The sequence below is a fragment of the Colwellia sp. C1TZA3 genome, assembly GCF_007954265.1.
Lineage (GTDB): Bacteria > Pseudomonadota > Gammaproteobacteria > Enterobacterales > Alteromonadaceae > Cognaticolwellia.
In genome coordinates this window covers 164,933-187,029 of sequence record NZ_VOLS01000001.1, presented here as the reverse complement: position 1 = coordinate 187,029, position 22,097 = coordinate 164,933, and the positions used below count along the sequence as shown (strand labels likewise).

Here is a 22,097-nt window from a genome sequence, read left to right as displayed (position 1 = left end):
TAAAACCAATGACAACCACCAATATAGGTTAATTAGTTAAGCTATTTTTTAAAGTTAGCTGATTGATACGCATAAAATTTAGGAAAAAAAATGGCAAAAGTTAACGCAGAACTAATTTGGTTTAATGGAGAACTCATGCCGTGGCAAAATGCTACGGTGCATGTCATGAGTCATGCTCTACATTACGGTTCATCAGTATTTGAAGGTATTCGTGCTTATGATACCCACAAAGGCACTTGTATTTTTCGTTTAGAAGAACATATCGACCGCCTATTTGATTCAGCGAAAATTTATCGCATGAACATCCCTTTCACGAAAGCAGAAATCATTCAAGCGTGTAAAGATGCTGTGGTAAAAAACAATTTAAAATCTGCCTATTTACGGCCCTTAGCCTTTTTAGGTGATATTGGCATGGGTCTTCGCCCACCGATTGACGCCGTCGCCGATGTGATGATTGCCGCCTTTAGCTGGGAAGCTTACTTAGGTGCTGATGCTATTGAAAATGGGGTTGAAGTGGGGGTATCAAGTTGGAACAGACTTGCGCCTAATACTATGCCAACCGCAGCAAAAGCCGGTGGTAACTATTTGTCTTCACAGTTAATTTCTACTGAAGCTGCTCGCCATGGCTATGCCGAAGGTGTGGCTTTAGATGTGAACAACATGGTCAGTGAAGGCGCAGGTCAAAATTTATTTTTAATTCGCAAAGGCGTTATTTATACCCCACCAGGTACCGCTTCAATTCTACAAGGTTTAACGCGTGACACCGTATTTTTCCTTGCCAAGCAGTTAGGCTACGAAGTGCGTGAAGAATCAATTTCTCGTGAATCTTTATATCTCGCCGATGAATTCTTTATGTGTGGCACCGCAACTGAAGTGGTACCCGTGAAGTCAGTCGATGGTTTGCCGGTAGGTAATGGTGCCCGTGGTCCTATGACTAAAGCGCTTCAAGCCGCATTTTTTGGTATTTTTGACGGTAGTACCGAAGTGCCTGAAGGTTGGTTAGATAACGTAGAATAAGGTTTAATTCTCAAGCTAAGTAAAGCAATTAAATCTGTATTTAGTACTAGCTGAGTTCGCCCCCATACCATCAACGTTGGGGGCTTTAATTAGTTTGGCGATAGGCCCATATTAACCCAATGCTAGTCGCTCAAGTGAGCCGTGTTCGCTGGTTGATAAACGCTGAACAAATCCAAAAAATAATAGTTATTTTAAAAGCCCATTGTCGAGTGAATTTTTAACATAATTTTTAACATTTATTGCGCTTATTAATAGCCACATATATATAGGAACTAAGGTCATGCCAAAATTAAGATCAGCCACTTCTACTCAAGGCCGTAATATGGCTGGAGCTCGTGCGCTCTGGCGCGCAACGGGTATGACAGATGGTGATTTCGGTAAACCTATTATTGCTGTCGTTAATTCCTTTACGCAATTTGTGCCTGGTCATGTGCATTTGAAAGATATGGGCCAATTGGTTGCCCGTTCGATTGAAGGTGCTGGCGGAGTAGCAAAAGAGTTTAATACCATCGCGGTTGATGATGGTATCGCCATGGGTCATAGCGGCATGCTTTATAGCTTGCCTTCACGTGATTTAATTGCCGATTCAGTGGAATACATGGTAAACGCGCATTGTGCTGATGCCATGGTCTGTATTTCAAACTGTGACAAAATTACCCCAGGGATGTTAATGGCGGCAATGCGCTTAAATATTCCAGTCATTTTTGTTTCTGGTGGCCCGATGGAAGCGGGTAAAACTAAGCTTTCTGATCAAATTATCAAACTGGATTTAGTTGATGCCATGATTCAAGGCGCTGATCCATCAGTATCTGACGCGCAAAGTGACCAAGTAGAGCGTTCAGCCTGTCCTACCTGTGGTTCTTGTTCAGGTATGTTCACCGCAAACTCAATGAACTGCTTGGCAGAAGCGTTAGGGCTAGCACAACCAGGTAATGGTTCAATGCTAGCAACTCATGCTGATCGTGAGCAATTATTTGTCAACGCCGGTAAAGAGATTGTTAAGTTAAGTAAGCGTTATTATCAAGAAAATGACGAGTCAGCATTACCCCGCAATATCGCCAATAAAGCGGCTTATGAAAATGCCACCTGTTTAGATATTGCTATGGGCGGCTCGACTAATACTGTATTGCATTTAATCGCCGCAGCGCAAGAAGCTGATGTTGATTTTACCATGAAAGACATCGACCGTTTATCTCGTATCGTGCCGCAGTTATGTAAAGTGGCCCCTTCTACACCCAAGTATCATATGGAAGATGTACATCGCGCCGGTGGTGTGGTGTCTATTTTAGGTGAGTTAGCACGGGCTAATTTATTAACCACCAATATTAAAAACGTTTTAGGTTTAACGCTTGACGAAATGATAGCAGAGTACGACATTACTTTAACCAAGAACGAAAAAGTAAAAGAATTCTTTCGTGCCGGCCCTGCTGGCATTCGCACCACTAAAGCCTTTAGCCAAAGTTGTCGTTGGGATACCTTAGATGACGACCGTGCTAACGGCTGTATTCGTTCACTCGCTAATGCCTACTCCTTAGAAGGTGGTTTAGCGGTGTTAGGCGGTAACATTGCCCCTGATGGCTGTATTGTTAAAACGGCAGGGGTATCGGATGAAAACTTAGTCTTTACCGGACCGGCTCATGTATTTGAAAGCCAAGACGCCGCAGTCGCTGGTATTTTAGCTAAACAAGTCGTGGCTGGAGAAGTAGTCGTTATTCGTTATGAAGGGCCAAAAGGTGGGCCAGGCATGCAAGAAATGCTCTACCCAACAACCTATTTAAAATCGATGGGCTTAGGTAAAGCTTGTGCGTTATTAACTGATGGTCGTTTCTCAGGAGGGACTTCTGGTTTATCTATTGGTCATGTTTCTCCTGAAGCAGGCAGTGGCGGTACTATTGCCTTAGTAGAGCAAGGCGACATTATTCATATTGATATTCCTAATCGCGTTATTGAATTAAAGGTCAGCGCAGAAGAATTAAGCCAACGTCGCAATGCTATGAACGCTAAAGGTAAAAATGCTTGGAAACCTATTAATCGTATACGCCCGATCAGTTATGCGCTGAAAAACTACGCTATGCTAGCAACCAGTGCCGACAAAGGGGCTGTGCGCAATCGTGAATTATTAGATAGTAACTTCAATGGTGAAAATCAATGACTGATGCTGAACAAGTAGCCTTAGTTGAAGCACAGGCTATACAAGGCCAAGGCTTAGACTATTTACGCAAAATATTGCTTGCGCCAGTTTATGATGTGGCAATTGAATCACCGTTAACGCCATTCACTAAGTTGTCAGCACGTTTAGGCAATCAAATTTCACTTAAACGAGAAGATCAACAACCGGTACATTCATTTAAGTTACGTGGTGCCTATAATAAATTAGTTAACTTGTCTAAGCAGCAATGCTTAAACGGTGTTATTGCTGCATCGGCAGGTAATCACGCACAAGGCTTAGCATTAGCGGCTGATAAAATGGGTGTTAAAGCGACCATTGTTATGCCGATTACTACACCTGACATTAAGGTAGATAATGTTCGGCGTTTTGGCGCTGAGGTGCGTTTAGTAGGTAAGAACTTTAACGAAGCGCAACAAGCTGCCAGAGCTTATGCATTGGCTGAAAATAAAACTGTGGTGCCGCCGTTTGATGATGTTGATATTATTGCTGGCCAAGGCACGGTGGCAAAAGAGTTATTACAACAACACCCTCACATGGATGCGGTTTTTATTCCCGTTGGTGGTGGTGGTTTGTTGGCGGGCATGTCGGTTTACCTAAAACAATTACAACCCCATATTAAAGTTATTGGTGTTGAAGCTGAAGATTCTGCCTGTTTAAAAGCAGCATTTGCCGCCGGTAAACCGGTTGATTTGGCGCAAGTTGGCTTATTTGCTGATGGTGTGGCTGTTAAGCGCATTGGTGAGCATACCTTTGATTTAATTAAGCATTACTGTGACGACGTGATAACAGTTACTACAGATGAAATTTGCGCGTCGATAAAAGATATTTTTGAGCAAACGCGGATGATCGCAGAGCCTGCTGGCGCATTATCCTTAGCAGGATTACAAAAATATTGTCGTACTAGTCAAGGTGATGAGTCTTTAGTCGCTATTCTTTCTGGCGCTAATATGAACTTTCATACCTTGCGATATATTTCAGAACGTTGTGAATTGAGTGAGCAAAAAGAAGCTGTGTTTGCGGTCAAAATTCCGGAAGAAAAAGGTAGCTTTAGAAACTTTTGTAAGGCACTTTCAGGACGGGTGATCACTGAGTTTAATTACCGTTATGCCGATAACGCTGAGGTGGCAAGCCCAACACAACGTGCCAATATTTTTGTTGGTGTGCGCCTAAGTGGTGAAGCGACTGACCGAGAAAATCTAAGCCAAAGCTTGCAGCAACAAGGTTATGAGTTAGCTGATTTTACGGAAAATGAATTGGCTAAGCTGCACGTGAGATACATGATTGGCGGTAAAAATGAATTGTCAGCGCAAGAGCGTATTTTTCGCTTTCAATTTCCTGAATACCCTGGCGCGTTAGAGAAATTTCTAGATACTTTGGGTGAGCATTACAACATTACCTTGTTCCATTATCGTAATCATGGTGCAGCTTTTGGCCAGGTATTAGCAGGCTTTGAAGTACAAAAAACACAGGAAACTGATTTTTTTGCTCATTTAAAAACGCTAGATTATGAGTGGCAAGAAGAAACTGACAACCAGGCTTATCAAGCCTTTCTCACCTGATTTTTCCTTAGTGTGATTTTTGTAAAAAAGCAGCGTAAAGCTGCTTTTTTTTGTAATGTCGTATATTAGCTAGACTCTTAAATGAGCAGATAATTAATGGTTAGAGTAAAAAACTACGGCGTCATAAAATTTATAAGGTGAATAATACCAGTTCCATTAAGTTTGTGATCTTGTTGTGCGCAGGAAAAATAATTCAAGGTAAGGCGCTTGATTGAGCAATAGCTGGCTATTGGGAGTGAGAGCAACACAGCCTTGAGCTATTTTAACCAGTACAAGTGATCACTTAATTAATCAAATTGGTATAATACCAGTTCCATTAAGTTTGTGATCTTGTTGTGCGCAGGAAAAATAATTCAAGGTAAGGCGCTCGATTGAGCAATAGCTGGCTATTGGGATTGAGAGCAACACAGCCTTGAGCTATTTTAACTAGTACAAGTGAGTAATAACTTAATGGGATTGGTATAACATATAAAAAAGGAAATTTTATGTCAGACATTCAAGCCAATGTGCCAGAGCCAAGTACCTCTCCCAGCCCAATAATTGCAAACTTAGTACCGATTGCCATCAGCGAACGTATTGACGCAATGGATATTCTTAGGGGTTTGGCACTGGTTGGTATTCTCTTAATGAACATTGAGTGGTTTAACCGCGCCATGAGCAGTTTAGGTAGCCAAGACACCAGCTTAACCGGTCTAGACCATGCGATAGGCTGGCTAATTCGTTGTTTTGTCGAAGGTAAGTTTTATAAGTTATTTGCTTTGTTATTCGGCATGGGCTTTGCGGTGATACTGATTAGGGCGAAAGCGGCAGATCGCCCCTTTGGTGCTTGGTTTTCACGTCGTATGCTGGTTTTAATGGTCTTTGGTTTTCTGCATATGGTGTTTTTATGGGGCGGTGATATTCTTCATGATTATGGCTTTGCCGGCTTGTTATTGCTGGGTTGGGTGACCTTACTCAAAAAACCACAATTTCAGCAATATGATAATCCGAAATCATTTTTCAAACTTGCGGTGGTGTGGTTGTTGGTCCCTATTTTTATTTCTGTGTTAACCGGTATTGGTTTTGGGTTAAGTCATGATACTCAAGCCTTAACCGCCCAGTGGCAGGAGCAAATAAACGTTACTGAACGGGTTAAGGCAATACATTTAGCGCAGGCAGCATTAGATCAACAAGACAGTGACGCGCTAACAGCGACGACAGCAAAAAAATTAATAGCAGTAGAATCAACAATACCTGATATTAACGCTGTCGAGCAGCAGAGAGTGAGTGAGCTGACGGTGGATGTTAATACACAGCAATCAAGCTTGCCTTCAGATCCAACCTCAATCTCAAGGCCAGTAAAACCGACAATTGATAGCGCTGACGCCGTTGAAGAAGATCTCGAATTTTCTGCTCAAGCATCAATAGAATTGCAGGCGCAAGCAATAGTTGCTCAGCAAGCAGAAATGCAAACCGACGAGGCTGAAGAAATTACTGTCTTTACAGAAGGTAGCTATTGGCAGGCCACAGAGTTTCGTTTTGATTTTGCCTTATTTATGCTGACGTTTACCATCCCCTTTGCTTTTACTATGCTACTGCCGATATTTATTTTAGGCTATTGGTTAGTGTCTAGTTCGATAATGAAGCACTATCAAGAGCACGCTGGAGCTTTTAAAGTCATGGCCTATGTAGGTATTGGGCTAGGAACAGTATTGGAAGTGGGAGGTTTGTTAGTCGCCCAACACCCGGTTGCGAAGCAAGTGATGTTATTACAAGTGGTGGGTGAAACATTATTTCTTATTGGCCAGTTTGTCATGACGGTTGGCTATTTTGGCTTGATCATGGCTTTATTAACTCATAATAAATGGCACAAGCCTTTAGCCGTATTCATCCCCATGGGTAGAATGGCATTAACCAATTACATTATGCATTCAGTGATTTTAAGCAGTATATTTTATGGTTACGCGGGTGGCTATTTTGGTGCAATATCTCGGGCACCACAAATGTTAATTGTTTTCGCCATTATTGCCTTGCAACTAGGGTTTTCACGCTGGTGGTTAAATCACTACGCTTTTGGGCCATTAGAGTGGCTATGGCGCTGTTTATCTTATAAAAAGCTACAAACCATGCGTCTGTAATAAATACGCTGCTTTGTAAGGCCTTTAATTGCTTTAAGGCCTTACAAACAGTGCTATTGTGCTGCTAGTTTTACTTCTAATTCTGCAACTTTCGCTTCAAGATCGGTCAATTTAGCGCGGGTTTTAATTAACACTTGGGTTTGCACATCAAATTCTTCACGGGTTACTACGTCAAGCTGTGACAGTTTACGCTGCAAGACAACTTTAGTTCTATCTTCCATGTCATGGGCAAAATCTTTTAAGCCGGCAGGCATTGAATCAGTGACTTGTTTGGCGAGTTCTTCTATTTTTTTAGCGCTAATCATTAGAAAGTTCTTTTTTGGTAAACAATGTACTTATTGTAAGCGCTTTTGATCATAATATCTTCATTAAAGCCGCTAAAAAATTAGCTAACTAGACAGAAAGTTGATGTTGTCTTGCGATAAAAACAGGTAAAATCGACAGCCGACTATCTTATCCACCAATTGAGTCAAAGCGCAGCAATGAAACTAAACCCAGGTCAAAATGAAGCAAAAAAATATGTTGAAGGTCCATGCTTAGTACTAGCGGGGGCTGGCAGTGGTAAAACTGGGGTTATTTGTCAGAAAATTGCGTACTTAATTCAAAACTGTGGTTATAAAGCCAAGCATATTGCCGCGGTAACCTTTACCAATAAAGCGGCACGTGAAATGAAAGAGCGGGTGGTTAAAATGATGGATAAGTCACTGACCCGTGGCTTAACAGTATCGACCTTCCACTCCTTGGGCTTAGACATTATTCGTCGAGAATTAAAAACCTTAGGCTATAAGCCAGGCTTTACCTTATTTGATGACCAAGACAGCTTGGCATTATTAAAAGAGCTTACCCAAGAGCAACTTGATGGCGATAAAGATTTAATCAATAAATTGCAGATGATGATTTCCAATTGGAAAAATGATTTGTTACTGCCAGACGCCGCGATGAAACAAGCTAGCGATGCTGATGCTCAACTTTTTGCCGAATTTTATGCGCTGTATCAAAAGCATATGAAAGCCTATAACGCGCTAGACTTTGATGACTTGATCTTAGTGCCAACATTATTAATGCGTAATTACCCAGAAGTACGGACGCGTTGGCAGCAAAAAATTCAATATATGTTGGTAGACGAATACCAAGATACTAATGCCAGTCAATATGAATTAATCAAGCAAATCACCGGTCAGCAAGGCTTATTGACCGTAGTGGGTGACGATGACCAATCAATATACTCATGGCGCGGGGCTAAACCGCAAAACTTAGTGCTATTAGGTGAAGACTACCCTAATCTTAAGCTGATTAAACTTGAGCAAAACTATCGCTCTAGTGGCCGTATTTTAAAATGTGCCAATACGCTGATTGCTAATAATCCTCATGTTTATGATAAAGCGCTATTTAGTGAGCTCAATTACGGCGTTGAGTTACGGGTGCTACAAACTAAAAATGAAGACCATGAGGTTGAGCGAGTGGTGGGTGAACTAATCGGCCACCGCTTTTTAAATAAGAGTAAATATAAAGATTATGCGATTTTGTATCGTGGCAATCATCAGTCGCGCTTACTTGAAAAAGCGCTGATAACCAACCGTATACCTTATAAAATCAATGGTGGTACTTCGTTTTTCTCCCGCGCTGAAATCAAAGACATGATGGCGTTTTTAAGGGTGTTAGTAAATCCGGATGATGATAACGCCTTTTTACGGATTGTAAATGTCCCGCGCCGAGAAATTGGCCCAACAACTTTAGAAAAACTGGGTAGCTACGCCAATATGCGTCAAATTAGCATGTTTGCAGCCAGTTTCGAATTAGGCTTAGAGCAACATTTAGGTGGTCGCGGTCTGATCAGTGTGCAAAAATTTACCCATTGGTTAGTGGCAACAGCCGATCAGGCCGAGCGTGGCGATACCTCGGTGGTATTGCGCTCAATGGTACGTGAAATTAACTATGAAGATTGGTTATACGATAGTTCACCAAGTGCAAAAGCTGCTGAAATGCGGATGAAAAATGTTACTCAGTTGTTTAGCTGGGTAACACAAATGCTCGAAGGTGTAGAAGATGAAGAGCCAATGACTTTAGCGCAAGTCGTTACACGCTTAACTTTACGTGACATGATGGAGCGTAATGAGGATGAAGAAGACACTGACCAAGTTCAGCTGATGACTTTGCATGGCTCAAAAGGGCTAGAATTTCCTTATGTTTTTCTCATTGGTATGGAAGAAGGTTTATTGCCGCATCAAACCAGTATGGATGAGGGTAATGTCGAAGAAGAGCGCCGTTTAGCCTATGTGGGTATTACTCGGGCCAAGCGAGAGTTAATATTTACTTATGCGCGCGAACGGCGACAGTATGGCGAAGTTTCTCGCACAGAAGCCAGTCGGTTTTTACATGAGTTACCGCAAGATGATCTAAGCTGGGAATTGACGCAAACTAAGCAAAGTATCGAAAAAAAGCAAGCGACAGCAAAAATGGGTGTGGCGGGTTTACGTGAGATGCTAAAAGATAAAAAATAATATACACTAAAACTAACCTAGTTACATTTAGTTACATTGATTGGAATTATTTAAATGACTTTCTTGTTTTAAAAATCGATGGTTAAGTTCATATTTTCAATAAAATAATACTTACAGCAGGAAATAAAATGATGGAGCGTTCAGTATTAGAAAAAATGCTACTGATATTCAGTGCGTTTACAGTTATTATTATCTCACCATTTGTTTATTTACGCTGGCTTGATGGTGATCTTGTGATGGCGATTATTGATGCCACTATTGTGATTGTAACAGCTGCTTTTTTTGTTTTTGTTTATATTTCCAGAAAAGTTAACACGGCAAAGCTTTTATTATGCAGCTTTTTGGCGGTCACTATCGTGACCACTGTCGCTATTCGTGGTCAATCACATTTATTTTGGTTGTACCCTTCAATAATTGCCTTTTTTTATATGATACCCGCGCGACCTGCAGGTCTCATCTGTTTTGTTGCTATTGCGGTAATTGCTAGCACTTTATGGCCCACGATTAGTCTCTTAGAGTTTTTAACCATCAATTTCAGTCTATTTTTAACTGCTGTATTTTCTTATGTGATTTTTGACAACTACAGTAAAACCAACAGTAAGTTAGTTTTGTTAGCCAGCATTGATCCCTTAACTTTGTCGGGTAACCGCCGTGCTCTAGACATTAAGCTTGCAAAAATTTTAGTTGATCAAAAGAGAGTCCCCTCAAAAGTGTCGTTATTATTATTAGATGTCGATTACTTTAAAAAAATTAATGATAGCTATGGCCACGCAAACGGCGATACTGTGTTGGTCGAGTTGGTGGCATTGATTCAAAAACACAGCAGGTCACTGGATGATTTATATCGCTATGGTGGCGAAGAATTTATTCTTTTACCGTTAACAGTTAATCTAGCTGAGGCAAAACGAGTTGCTGAAAAGCTATGTGTTTTAATTGCAGGCACTATTTTCCCTAATGATATTTCAGTTACTGTCTCTATTGGTGTCGCACAATACCGAGCAGGTGAAACGGCAGAAGCTTGGATTTGCCGTGCAGACGCTGCGCTATATCTAGCAAAAGATAGTGGCCGAAATCGGGTGGTTGTAGAGGCAGAAGTTGCAGAGAACGATAGCTAGGGTATAGAGAGTTATCTATACCCTAGCTATCGTTATTGAGCTTGGTATTACTCTTTTATTTCTACAATGGCTTGGCGATTTTCTAAATGTAAACCGTTAAAAAATTTCAATAATGTGTCATCGTTACAGGCACGGAAGTGTTTATGTTCGGGTTTACGGAAAAAAGCACTCAGCTCATGTTTACTTAAGGTTAACTCAGCAGAATTGAGCAAGGTAATAATATCTTCAGCCTTTAACGCCAAAGCGATTTTTACTTTATTAAAGACAATATTGTTATTTATCGGCTGATTCAACTGCGCTTGCGCACCCTCTTTTGCTCCTCGACATTCGATGATTAAGCCATCAAGAAAACTCGCTAAAATGTTATCAGCGATACGAGCAAATGATTGTTCACCGTTTTTACGGAAAAAATTGCTAATTTCTTCATCAGTTTGTCGGCATTGTGCCAATTGAAAAATAGCCGCTATTTTTTCGTTGCTTAGGGTAAATATATAACGAATGTGATGTAAAACTTCGTTGTTAGTCATGTGTTTTCCTGTTGAATTCATTTGGTTTTTATTACTTAATATTTAACATAAAGTACTGGGTTCTGGCGCTGTATGTTGTAAGTTTTAAAGCTTATTAAGTAAAGCTAATGGTCAAGCAAATAATAACTGTGGCTATAATGGCCAATTTTGTTATGTGCTTGCTGTGTTTTTGCTGCTGCAACTGTATCTGTTGCAGGGTAATTAATTGCTGACGCTGCGCTGCTCGATTAGTTTTTAAGTAATCGTAGACTAAGTCAGGTATTTCCGGCAGCTTTTCATTCCAAAAGGGTAAGTTGTCTTTTACTTTCTTAACAACCGCTTTAATACCCATTTGTTCTTTAACCCATTTTTCTAAAAATGGCTTGGCTGTTTGCCAAAGATCTAAAGCGGGATAAAGCTGTCTGCCTAAGCCTTCAATATAAAGTAGGGTTTTTTGCAGTAATACTAGCTGGGGTTGTAATTCCATATTAAAGCGACGTGCGGTATTAAAAAGATTGACTAATACCTGACCAAAAGAAATTTCAGACAAAGGTTTATTGAAGATGGGCTCACATACTGTCCGTATGGCAAACTCAAATTCATCAACGCTAGTGTCACTGGGCACCCAGCCTGAATCAACATGTAATTGTGCCACTTTGCGGTAGTCACGGTTAAAAAAAGCAACAAAGTTTTCCGCTAAATAACGTTTATCTTCGCGATTTAAGGTGCCAACAATACCGTAATCAATGGCAATCCAAGTGGGGTCGTTAGGGTTTGTTGCATCAACAAATACGTTACCTGGGTGCATGTCAGCATGAAAAAAGCTATCTCGAAATACTTGGCTGAAAAATACTTCAACACCACGTTCAGCGAGTAGTTTCATATTAACATTTTTTGCCAGTAAGGCCTCAATGTCACCTACACCTATACCGTATATGCGCTCCATTACCATGACGTTTTTCGAACAGTATTCGCTGTAGATTTCTGGCACATAAAGCACCTGATCGCTATCTCGCCCTTGGCTAAAATTGCGTTTTAACTGCATAGCATTAGCGGCTTCACGGTTTAAATCTAATTCTTCTAACATGGTTTTTTTATATTCAGCGACAACTTCTAGAGGACGTAAACGTTTGCCATCGGGTAACCAACGAGCGACAATTTTGGCAAAGAGTGACATCACGTTCAGGTCAGCTATGATGGTTTCTGTAATGTTCGGCCGCAATACCTTTAACACTACTTCTTGTTCACCATCTTGCTGTAACAAGGTAGCGGTATGTACTTGAGCAATCGACGCTGATGCTAAAGGGCTGAGATCAAAATCTTTAAATTGTTGTGCAAAAGCTTCTGCGCCGATGGCCGCGATAATAATTTTTTCGGCGTCTTCGCCAGCAAAGGCAGCAACCTTATCTTGCAATAAGGTTAATTCATTGGCGAAGTCGTCAGGCAATAAATCTCGGCGGGTTGAGAGCATTTGGCCAAATTTAACAAATACCGGACCCAATGATTCTATCGCCATTCGAAAGCGCTGCGCCTTACTTATGTCTGGGTGTTTGTTTCGTAGCCAAAATAATGAGCTGCGTAATATTCTTAGATACCACGGCAGATATTTTTCAGGTAGAAGTTCATCAAGCCCAAACTGAAGAAAGGTTTTTACTATTTTGTATAAACGTTTACTGCTCACCACAGACCCTTATGATAATTTGCTTATGTGTTTAGTTAATTTATCAAGTCGTTGGCTTAAAGCACTAACTTGTTGTGCAACATCTTCAACATCATGATTAAAATAAGACATTTCAGCGGCTGTTATTATTAGGCGCTTCTGATCTATTAGCCATTCGCTGGCATCTACTTGAATTTTTGTCCTAGCAAAATTTAATTTATTTAGTAGCTTACGACCCAGTTGGCCTAATTTGTAGGCAGGAATATCACCAATACGTTTGGCTAACTCACTTTGCCAATCAATATCAAGTGTTTGCGCAATGTCGGCAAAGCGCTGCGCTACTTTTAAATCACCTTGAATATCGAGCTTGTCTTTCTTAATTAAATCAGTAAGTTGTTGTTCTTTTTTTAATTCAATTAAGCTGCTAATACTGGTGATTAAACAGCAATCGTTATGTTCATCATTACTGCTAACATGAATTTTTTCATCACTAACGGTAAAGCTTAAAGGAAATGGTAATTCGGCAAGTTTAATGGTGAGTGTTTTCTCAGATAACGGCTTTAAGGCCCGAATACCGTGCAAATTATAACCCAGAAACTGATTGATAACGGTTTCAAGCACTGCACTTAGGGTTTGAGCAAACATAAGTTGCTGACTAATAGTTTGAGGCATAAGGTTAAAACTTATAACCTTTATGCAAGGCTACAACCCCACCAGTTAAATTTTTGAAACTGGTTTGTTCAAAGCCAGCAGCATCCATCATGGTTTTCAGGGTTTCTTGATCAGGGTGCATACGAATAGACTCTGCTAAATACTGGTAGCTATCACCGTCTTTTGCCACTAACTCACCTATTTTAGGTAAGATGTTAAAAGAATAGAAATCGTAGGCTTTATTGACTATTTCATGTTCTGGTTTTGAAAACTCTAACACCAATAAACGGCCGCCAGGCTTGAGCACACGATACATAGAGCGTAATGCCATGTCTTTATCGGTAACATTGCGTAAACCAAAAGCAATGGTGATAATATCAAAGGTATTATCTTCAAACGGTAAATATTGCGCGTTGGCTTGCACGTATTCAATATTTTGCACTAAGCCACGGTCGCGCAATTTATCACGCCCAACATTGAGCATCGAGCTATTGATGTCTGCTAATATTACTTTACCTTCACGGCCAACAAGTTGAGAGAATTTTGCTGTTAAATCGCCTGTGCCACCAGCTAAATCTAATACTTTATTACCCGGGCGTACGCCACTGGCATCGATAGTAAAACGCTTCCATAAGCGATGGATACCGAATGACATTAAATCATTCATCACATCATATTGCTGAGCAACAGAATGAAACACGCTGGCCACTTTCGATTCTTTTTCATTTTTTTCGACCGTTTGAAAACCAAAGTGGGTCGTGTTTTCGTCACTATTGTCATTATTAATCGGATGATTTTGATCGTGTGAAGACATCATGATTTCGCTGTTAACTATAATTAAGCTTAGTTTACCGCATTTTTTTAGATTAATTAACACTTGAGATCATGGTAGTGGTTATTAATCAACTTGGTACAACATAAGTTTGGGATAAAAAAAGCTTTTTGGTAATTGATTTTCATCGCTATTTTTGTCGTTTAAAGGTCATAGATAAATGGCTTCATTTGTTTAAGCCCTTGGCATTAAGCATTAGAGTACTTTTCACGGTTGGCTAACCAGCGATTAATTAGGGCGTTTGCCTGCTCGGGGTATTTTTGCCATATCAGGTGAGCATCTTGTTGGACTTCTGGTATTAAGTGGGCATCTCGCTGCAGGTCAGCAATTTTTAGATCAGCTAGACCGGTTTGTTTGGTGCCAAGCAATTCACCAGGCCCGCGAATTTCGAGATCTTTTTGTGCGATAACAAAGCCATCATTGCTTTCCCTAAGTACTTTTAAACGTTTGGTTGCGGTTTTAGTCAAGGGTGCTTTGTACATTAATACACAGTGAGACGCCACTAAGCCACGACCAACACGGCCGCGTAATTGATGTAGTTGTGCTAGTCCTAAACGTTCAGGGTTTTCAATCACCATTAAACTAGCATTAGGCACATCCACACCCACCTCAATAACGGTTGTCGCAACTAACACGTCAAGTTCGCCAAGTTTAAAGCGCTCCATCACGGCTTGCTTTTCATCCGCCTTCATTCGGCCATGCACTAAACCAATTTTTAGGGTGGATAATTGTGCTTGTAAATACACCGCGCTATCTTCTGCGGCTTGGCATTGCAAGACCTCGGACTCTTCAATTAAGGTACATACCCAATAGGCTTGGCGGTTATCCTTGGTACAACCTTGACGAATGCGTTCAACCACATCATCTCGGCGACTATCCGGCAAGGCTACTGTAGTGATAGGGGTGCGTCCTGGCGGTAATTCGTCAATGACTGAAGTGTCTAAATCGGCATAAGCAGTCATCGCTAAAGTACGTGGAATAGGGGTTGCAGTCATGATCAACTGGTGTGGGTAATTACCTTGCCATGCGCCTTTTTCACGTAACGATAAACGCTGATGGACACCAAATTTATGTTGTTCATCAATGATAACCAGTGCGAGTTTGTTAAATATAACTTGCTCTTGAAACAAGGCATGGGTGCCAATAACCATTTGCATATTGCCATTTTCTATCTGCTCTAAAGCATGGCGTCTTGCTTTAGCTTTGGTTTTCCCCACCAACCAGCCGACTGAAATACTCAGTGGCCCAAACCATTTTTCAAAATTAATCGCATGTTGTTCCGCTAATATTTCTGTTGGTGCCATTAGGGCGACTTGAAAGCCTTGGCCAATAGCAGTTAATGCGGCTAACGCGGCAACCAGTGTTTTGCCTGAGCCGACGTCACCTTGTACCAAGCGCATCATCGGCATAGGTTTTAGTAGGTCGGTGCGTATTTCTGCGGTGACTTTGGCTTGTGCGCCTGTGGGTGAAAAGGGTAATGACGCTAAAAAGCTTTGCTCTAGTTGAGCATCTATAGCCAAAACAACGGCGGGGTGGTGATCATTGGCGGCGCGTAACTTCAACATACTGAGGTTATGGGCTAATAACTCTTCTTTAATCAACCTCAGTTGTGCGGGGTGTTTGCCATCTTCCATTAATACCACTGAGGTTTCTGGTGGTGGCCGGTGAATTAAGGCTAGCGCCTCAGCTAAGCTGTATTGTTGCTGGCTAATTTCAACCGGCAATAATTCTTCTACTTTGCCGCTTTGCAAATGCATTAACGCTTGCTCAGTTAGGTTGCGTAAAGAGATTTGCCTTAAGCCGTCGGTGGTTGAATAAACCGGTGTCAGGGTTTCTTCAGCAGCGGTTAATGCTTGATCTTGATCTAGGGCTTTATATTCTGGGTGTACCATTTCAAAGCCACGCATGCCGCGATTAACTTCACCATAACAGCGAATGTTGAGCCCAACAGCTAAGCTATTTTTTTGACTAGCAGAAAAGTGAAAAAAACGTAGATTGATACTGCCAGTGCCATCATTGATAGTCACTAGCATCATTCTGCGCTTGCCCTGTATGATCTCATTTTGGGTGACTTCGCCAATAATATTGGTGAAAAGTCCAGGCATAAGCGCACGCACCGCACTAACACGTGTGCGGTCTTCATAACGTAGCGGTAAATGAAAAAGTAAGTCTTGCAATGACACTAGACCAATTTTTTCCAATTTAGTGGCCATTCCAGGGCCGACACCTTTTAAGGTGGTGACGGGGATTTGGGCTAAATTAGTTAATGCTTCCGTTGCTCGAGGCACCGCAGGCTCCTTTGCCATTAGTTTAAAGTTTATGCGTCGTCTATTTTTTGCCAAGCATCTTGGGTCATTTGCATTTGTTGCCACCATTGCTCAGAGGCAACAATTTGCCCAGCCTCATCGATCGCAGGATAGGGCAAGCCTTTACGTTGGCAGGCGCTGGCAAAAATAGGATGGCCACCTTCAAATAATTTCTGTTGACGGCGTTGCTGGCTTATTCTGGGCTGTTGATATAAACCCGCCGCTTGACGCTGGCGTTGGGCTTCATACAAGACAACAGAACAAGCAACAGAAACATTTAATGACTGCACCATGCCCACCATAGGAATAACGATGTCTTGATCAGCCATTTCAAGGGCTTTAGCCGAGGCGCCAAACTTTTCTTGTCCAAGAATAATAGCGGTTGGCTTGGTGTAGTCAATCTCGCGAAAGTCTACGGCGGTAGCCGATAAATTTGTTACCAAGACCTGCATACCTTGTTTTTTTAACTCGATAATTGCGTCTTCAGTGCAATTGTAATTATGCACGTCTATCCAGTTTTGACTCCCCGCGGCACTGCCACCAGAAATACGCATGGTTTCATTTTTCCATACTGCGTGTACATCACTAACACCAACAGCATCTGCGGTGCGAACTACGGCGGCTAAGTTATGAGTTTTGTGCACGCCCTCCATACATATGGTTAAATCAGGTTGGCGCTGATCTAACATGCTGTTAATTCTTTGTAGTCTATCCGGAGTCATATACTGGTTCTAAGGTTGAGTAAAATATTGGCAAGCCTCTATCAGTGTTGCTTGCCGCTAGATAGTGTTACTGCTTAGCGTTAACTGTAATTGGGTAATTCCATAATACCGTCAATTTCGATGGCGACGTCTTTTGGCAACCGTGCTACTTGTACCGCAGCTCTTGCTGGATAGGGCTGTTGAAAATATTGACTCATAATTTCGTTAACTGTTGCGAAGTTGGCTAAATCTTGTAAAAATATATTCACTTTTACCATGTCATTGATATTGCCACCTGCCGCTTCACATACTGCAACAATATTTTTAAATACTTGTTGTGTTTGTTCAGCAAAGTCTTCAGAAACTATTTCCATAGTGGCGGGTACTAAAGGAATTTGACCTGACAGATAGACGGTGTTATTAACTTTTACCGCTTGGCTATAAGTACCGATTGCACTCGGAGCGTTTTCTGTATTAATAATTGTTTTCATAATTTTCCTAAGTTTTCCTATTTGTTACGGACAACACGTTGAACGTCGCCCATAACTTTAATTTTTCGGATTATTTTGGCAAGATGAACCCTGTTCCGACACGTGATTTCCATATCAATTAGGTACAAGCCAGACTCTTTCTCACCGGAATTGAGCGTGTGTACATTTGAGCCAGAACGGGCAACAACATTGGTTAAGGCGGCAAGTGCACCTTTATGATTGAGAATTTCGATACGTAATTTAGCAATAAAATCGCGGTCGATATCAGTATCCCACCGGACCGGGAACAAGCTACCTTGTTCATGACCTTTATTATTTCTACAGCCATGTTGGTGAACCATTAAGCCTTTACCTGGACTTAAATAAGCTAGAATAGAATCACCGGGAATAGGTCTACAGCACTTACCATAACTGACCATCATGCCTTCGGTGCCTTTAATGGGCATTTTATTCTTAGTTTTGGGTTGTATATCTGACTCGTCAGTAAATTCGTCTTTTAAACGTTTAGCGATACCTATACTTAGTGCATTGCCAAGGCCAATATTGATCAGTAAATCTTCAGTGGTTTTATTGCCAGTGTCTTTAACCACTTGGTTGAGTTTTTCTGCGGCAATATCTGCAAGTTTTGTCGCCCCAAGCGCGTGGCTAAGTAAGCGCCTACCTAAGGCAAGTGACTCGGTTTTTTCTTGCGAGCGCAAGTAAGTGCGAATTTGCAAGCGGGCTTTTGCGGTAACAACAAAGTTAAGCCAAGTCGCATTAGGTCGGGCAGCCGAAGAGGTGACCACTTCAATCGTCTGGCCTGAATCTAAGGGATGGCTTAATGGAAAGGGCTTACGTTCCACTTTTACGCCCACACATGAGTTACCCACGTCGGTATGCACTGCATAAGCAAAATCGACCGCTGTTGCCCCCATAGGCAATTCAATAATACGGCCGTCGGGAGTAAAAACATAAATTTCTTCTGGAAAAAGATCTGATTTTACATTTTCGATAAACTCAAATGAGCTACCCGCACTTTGTTGTAATTCTAATAAACTTTGCATCCAGCGACGTGCTTTCATTTGCGCTGTTGTGCCAGTGTCTTTGCCGTCTTGTTTATATAACCAGTGAGCCGCTACACCTTTGTCTGCCATTTGGTCCATATCGTGGGTACGAATTTGAATTTCAACCGGAATACCATGAGGGCCAATTAAAGAAGTATGTAGTGATTGATAACCATTAGTTTTTGGGATGGCAACATAATCTTTAAAACGTGATTCAATCGGTTTATATAGGTTATGGGCTGCACCTAAAGCGCGATAACAGTCATCGATTTTATCACCCACAATAACTCTAAAGGCATAAATATCCATCACTTCATTAAACATTAATTCTTTATTTTGCATTTTTTTATAGATGGAATAAAGGTGTTTTTCTCGGCCAATAACTTGGGCTTTAATGCCATTTTCCGCTAGGCGGCGGGTCAACTCTGCTTGGATATTGTTGACAATTTCTTTACGGTTGCCACGTGCTTGTTTTACCGCTGACTTTAATGCCCGTGAACGCATCGGATAGAGGGCTTCAAAACCTAAGGTTTCCAGTTCATTCTTGATGTCATGAATACCCAAACGATTAGCTATTGGCGCATAGATATCTAAGGTCTCGCGGGCTATTCGTCGACGTTTATCAGGCCGTAATGACTCTAAGGTCCGCATGTTATGGGTGCGATCGGCAAGCTTAATTAAAATAACACGAATATCTTGCACCATGGCCAAGACCATTTTGCGAAAGTTTTCCGCTTGCATTTCTTCTTTATTATCAAATTTTAGCTTGTCGAGTTTACTGACACCTTCAACCAGCTCTGCCACCGTATGGCCAAATAATTCGGCTAACTGGTCTTTGGTGGTAGCGGTATCTTCAATCACATCATGCAGCAAGGCTGCCATTAAAGTTTCGTGATCTAAATGCATTTTCGCAAGGTTAAGCGCAACCGCCACTGGGTGGGTTATATAAGGTTCACCACTTGAGCGCATTTGGCCGTCGTGTGCTTCACGCGCAACAATGTAGGCCTGCTTTAATAGGTCAATCTGTACTTTTGACAGATAACTTGATACGTGTTCTTTTAGTGGTTCAAAAAGGTACACTCAGTAATTCCTTAATGATGAGAGTGACTCAGATTTCAGTGATAAGTTTAGAATACGATTATTTTGTCGCTATGCCAATGTTTAAGCGCACTAGCATGGATTTTTATCATTAATTTACTAAAAAATGAACAGATAATAAAAAACGCGTAAATTACTGTGAGGTAATTTACGCGTTTTAATGTCGTCACTAACGTTAAACGTAAGTAAAAATTATTGGTTGCCACCGACAATGGCAGCAATCTTATCTAATTCTTCATCATCTTGTTGTACTTGCTCATGACGATCAGACTTGTCCATTACTGCAGTGGTAATAAGACCGGCTTCGATTTCACGCAAAGCTATTACTGTTGGTTTGTCATTTTCAGGGTCAACCAAGGGGTCTTTTCCACCCGTAGCAATTTGACGAGCACGACGAGATGCAATTAGCACCAAATCAAAACGGTTACCGACTTTATCTACGGCATCTTCAACAGTTACGCGAGCCATTTGGTCACTCCAGCAATTAAATTTATAAAATAGTCGCGTAGTTTACTTGATCTACGGGTAAGTAAGCAAGCGCTCTACGCTAATAATTCTTCGAATAAGCCTTGATGTTCGCTGGCTTGTTGGCTGCGCTTTAAACGCTGATTTTTTACGACGGTGGTCAAGTCTGCTAAGGCTTGCTCAAAATTATCGTTGATAATAATGTAGTCAAACTCTTGATAATGCGAACATTCTGTCTGTGCTTGTGCCATGCGCGTTTGAATAATCTCTTCACTGTCTTGGCCACGGCCACGTAAGCGCTCTTCTAATGCTTGTTTTGATGGCGGGCTAATAAAGATGGTAGTTACGTCTGGCTTTTTTATTCTAACTTGCTGTGCACCTTGCCAGTCAATATCAAGAAAAACATCAATACCTTGTACAAGCTGTTGATCTATAGCTATTTCACTGGTGCCATAAAAGTTACCAAATACGGCGGCATATTCGTAAAAGTGTTTATCAGCAATGGCACGCTTAAACTGCTCTTGACTAACAAAGTGATAGTGTTGACCGTCAACTTCACCGGGGCGGGGATCGCGCGTTGTGTGTGAAACAGAAACTTGCATGGGTCTCGGTGATGTTTGTTTAAGTAAAGCGGAGATTAAACTCGATTTACCTGCGCCACTAGGGGCAGATAGAATGAAAAGGTTGCCTTTAGTTGTCACAATTTATCCTTGGTAGCTGAGTAAATAACAGCTAATAGTAATGCCAATTACTATAATGAATTGAGCACTATTTCAATTGGCGTAGTCAATATTAATAGCGCGCACTATACCTAAAATTTAGTTTGTTTCCCATTAATTTGTCTTTGCAATAATAGGTGTTTGCTGATGAAATTAGTCAATATTGACAGAGCTTTACTGTTTGTTCTGCTCTAGATCGAGCAGGCTAAAGGCATTTCGATGGTCTTTTTTAACTAAATATAATCTTTCATCGGCTTGCTGCATAACTTGATCTACGGTGAGATTGTTATGTGGAATGACTTGTATAGCGCCAATACTCACCGAAACATGGCAACCAGTGTCAACCGCGTGGTGTTCAATAGCGAGCTCAGTTATGCTGTTAAGACAAATAGACAGCACGGTTGACGCCGTACAGCTTGTTACTACCGGGAAGTAAAAATGAAACTCCTCACCGCCACAGCGAAAAACAGCGCCATTATAATCGTATAAGTTACGTTTAATGGTTTGAGCAATTTTTCGTAAAACCACATCACCTTGTGGATGACCATAATGGTCATTATATTTTTTAAAGTGGTCAACATCGATAATACCATACACCATAGCACTTCGTGTTTGTCTGGCGCAGAGCCAACTTTCGTTGCTATCTTGTAGCCATTTTCGCCGATTCGGTAACTCGGTTAAGCTGTCAAATAAAGCAATATTTTTCAATAAGTTATTTTGACGGATGATTTCTAAATGGGTATTAACCCGCGCCCTAACAATACTATAATTAAAGGGCTTTTGAATATAATCACACGCGCCGAGCATTAAGCCTTTTTCTTCGTCTTCGACCTCTTGTAAACCGGTAATAAAAATCACCGGAATACTGGTTAGTTTAGGATGTTTTTTTAGCTTTTCCATAAGCTCAAAACCGTTTTCTTCGGGCATGAGTACATCAAGTAAAATAATATCAGGGTTTTCCTGCAAAGCGAGCTGAAAACCTTGTTTAGCACTTTTACAAGCGACCACGTTATAGTGATCTTTAAAAATAGATGCCAGTACTTTTAAGTTGATGCTTTCATCGTCAATACACAATAGCGTGTAGCTTTGTTCATGCGCCCTACGGCGTTCTTCCTTGTTGAGTGATTGCATTATATCTCTATACCC

The 22,097-nt window shown here is 41.2% G+C and carries 18 protein-coding genes; 6 read left to right on the top strand and 12 right to left on the bottom strand.

The genetic code is table 11. The features are described 5' to 3' along the window. The first annotated feature begins 90 nt into the window (after positions 1-90). The 4 genes from ESZ39_RS00820 to ESZ39_RS17915 all read left to right on the top strand — a co-directional run bounded on the left by ESZ39_RS00820 (position 91) and on the right by ESZ39_RS17915 (position 6,863). Positions 91-1,017 (top strand): branched-chain amino acid transaminase, encoded by a 927-nt coding sequence (locus tag ESZ39_RS00820; RefSeq protein WP_146877890.1) that lies wholly within the window; start codon positions 91-93, stop codon positions 1,015-1,017. A 280-nt stretch (positions 1,018-1,297) separates the two neighbouring features. Continuing rightward, on the top strand, positions 1,298-3,169 hold the full coding sequence (gene ilvD / locus ESZ39_RS00815; RefSeq protein WP_146877889.1) for a dihydroxy-acid dehydratase: 1,872 nt from the start codon (positions 1,298-1,300) through the stop codon (positions 3,167-3,169). Continuing rightward, positions 3,166-4,746 (top strand): threonine ammonia-lyase, biosynthetic, encoded by a 1,581-nt coding sequence (ilvA, locus tag ESZ39_RS00810; RefSeq protein WP_146877888.1) that lies wholly within the window; start codon positions 3,166-3,168, stop codon positions 4,744-4,746. Before ilvD ends, ilvA begins: the two co-directional genes overlap by 4 nt. A gap of 485 nt (positions 4,747-5,231) precedes the next feature. Further along, positions 5,232-6,863, top strand: a complete 1,632-nt coding sequence (locus ESZ39_RS17915; RefSeq protein ID WP_223270187.1) for a DUF418 domain-containing protein — start codon at positions 5,232-5,234, stop codon at positions 6,861-6,863. A gap of 53 nt (positions 6,864-6,916) precedes the next feature. On the opposite strand, the gene ubiK is transcribed toward ESZ39_RS17915, so the two are convergent. Then, complete coding sequence (gene ubiK / locus ESZ39_RS00800) at positions 6,917-7,168, bottom strand: ubiquinone biosynthesis accessory factor UbiK (RefSeq protein WP_146877887.1); 252 nt, start codon at positions 7,166-7,168, stop codon at positions 6,917-6,919. 177 nt (positions 7,169-7,345) lie between these two features. On the opposite strand from ubiK, the gene rep reads away from it, so the two are divergent. Continuing rightward, positions 7,346-9,364 carry a DNA helicase Rep gene (gene rep / locus ESZ39_RS00795; protein WP_146877886.1) on the top strand — a complete coding sequence of 673 codons (2,019 nt, stop codon included), beginning with the start codon at positions 7,346-7,348 and terminating at the stop codon, positions 9,362-9,364. Positions 9,365-9,492: 128 nt separating this feature from the next. Next, complete coding sequence (locus ESZ39_RS00790) at positions 9,493-10,479, top strand: GGDEF domain-containing protein (protein ID WP_146877885.1); 987 nt, start codon at positions 9,493-9,495, stop codon at positions 10,477-10,479. Between the two features lie 47 nt (positions 10,480-10,526). On the opposite strand, the gene ESZ39_RS00785 is transcribed toward ESZ39_RS00790, so the two are convergent. The 11 genes from ESZ39_RS00785 to ESZ39_RS00735 all read right to left on the bottom strand — a co-directional run bounded on the left by ESZ39_RS00785 (position 10,527) and on the right by ESZ39_RS00735 (position 22,082). After that, positions 10,527-11,006 carry a DUF1456 family protein gene (locus ESZ39_RS00785; protein WP_146877884.1) on the bottom strand — a complete coding sequence of 160 codons (480 nt, stop codon included), beginning with the start codon at positions 11,004-11,006 and terminating at the stop codon, positions 10,527-10,529. Positions 11,007-11,100: 94 nt separating this feature from the next. Next, positions 11,101-12,666 (bottom strand): ubiquinone biosynthesis regulatory protein kinase UbiB, encoded by a 1,566-nt coding sequence (ubiB, locus tag ESZ39_RS00780; RefSeq protein ID WP_146877883.1) that lies wholly within the window; start codon positions 12,664-12,666, stop codon positions 11,101-11,103. Between the two features lie 9 nt (positions 12,667-12,675). Then, a complete protein-coding gene (locus tag ESZ39_RS00775) occupies positions 12,676-13,317 on the bottom strand; it encodes an SCP2 domain-containing protein (protein WP_146877882.1) in 642 nt (213 codons plus the stop codon). 4 nt (positions 13,318-13,321) lie between these two features. Then, positions 13,322-14,110 (bottom strand): bifunctional demethylmenaquinone methyltransferase/2-methoxy-6-polyprenyl-1,4-benzoquinol methylase UbiE, encoded by a 789-nt coding sequence (gene ubiE / locus ESZ39_RS00770; RefSeq protein WP_146877929.1) that lies wholly within the window; start codon positions 14,108-14,110, stop codon positions 13,322-13,324. 206 nt (positions 14,111-14,316) lie between these two features. Next, a complete protein-coding gene (recG, locus tag ESZ39_RS00765; RefSeq protein ID WP_223270186.1) occupies positions 14,317-16,416 on the bottom strand; it encodes an ATP-dependent DNA helicase RecG in 2,100 nt (699 codons plus the stop codon). Between the two features lie 29 nt (positions 16,417-16,445). Then, a complete protein-coding gene (gene trmH / locus ESZ39_RS00760; protein ID WP_146877880.1) occupies positions 16,446-17,156 on the bottom strand; it encodes a tRNA (guanosine(18)-2'-O)-methyltransferase TrmH in 711 nt (236 codons plus the stop codon). An 80-nt stretch (positions 17,157-17,236) separates the two neighbouring features. Further along, positions 17,237-17,626, bottom strand: a complete 390-nt coding sequence (locus tag ESZ39_RS00755) for a RidA family protein (protein WP_146877879.1) — start codon at positions 17,624-17,626, stop codon at positions 17,237-17,239. 17 nt (positions 17,627-17,643) lie between these two features. Then, positions 17,644-19,749: a bifunctional GTP diphosphokinase/guanosine-3',5'-bis pyrophosphate 3'-pyrophosphohydrolase gene (gene spoT / locus ESZ39_RS00750; RefSeq protein WP_146877878.1), complete on the bottom strand. Its 2,106-nt coding sequence runs from the start codon at positions 19,747-19,749 to the stop codon at positions 17,644-17,646. A 210-nt stretch (positions 19,750-19,959) separates the two neighbouring features. Beyond that, entirely contained in the window at positions 19,960-20,235 is a 276-nt protein-coding gene (gene rpoZ / locus ESZ39_RS00745) for a DNA-directed RNA polymerase subunit omega (protein WP_146877877.1), read from the bottom strand. 74 nt (positions 20,236-20,309) lie between these two features. Beyond that, positions 20,310-20,933 carry a guanylate kinase gene (gene gmk / locus ESZ39_RS00740; RefSeq protein WP_146877876.1) on the bottom strand — a complete coding sequence of 208 codons (624 nt, stop codon included), beginning with the start codon at positions 20,931-20,933 and terminating at the stop codon, positions 20,310-20,312. A 192-nt stretch (positions 20,934-21,125) separates the two neighbouring features. Continuing rightward, the gene (locus ESZ39_RS00735; RefSeq protein ID WP_146877875.1) at positions 21,126-22,082 is read right to left on the bottom strand and encodes a diguanylate cyclase domain-containing protein; all 957 of its coding nucleotides are present in this window, start codon (positions 22,080-22,082) and stop codon (positions 21,126-21,128) included. Positions 22,083-22,097 lie beyond the last annotated feature (15 nt).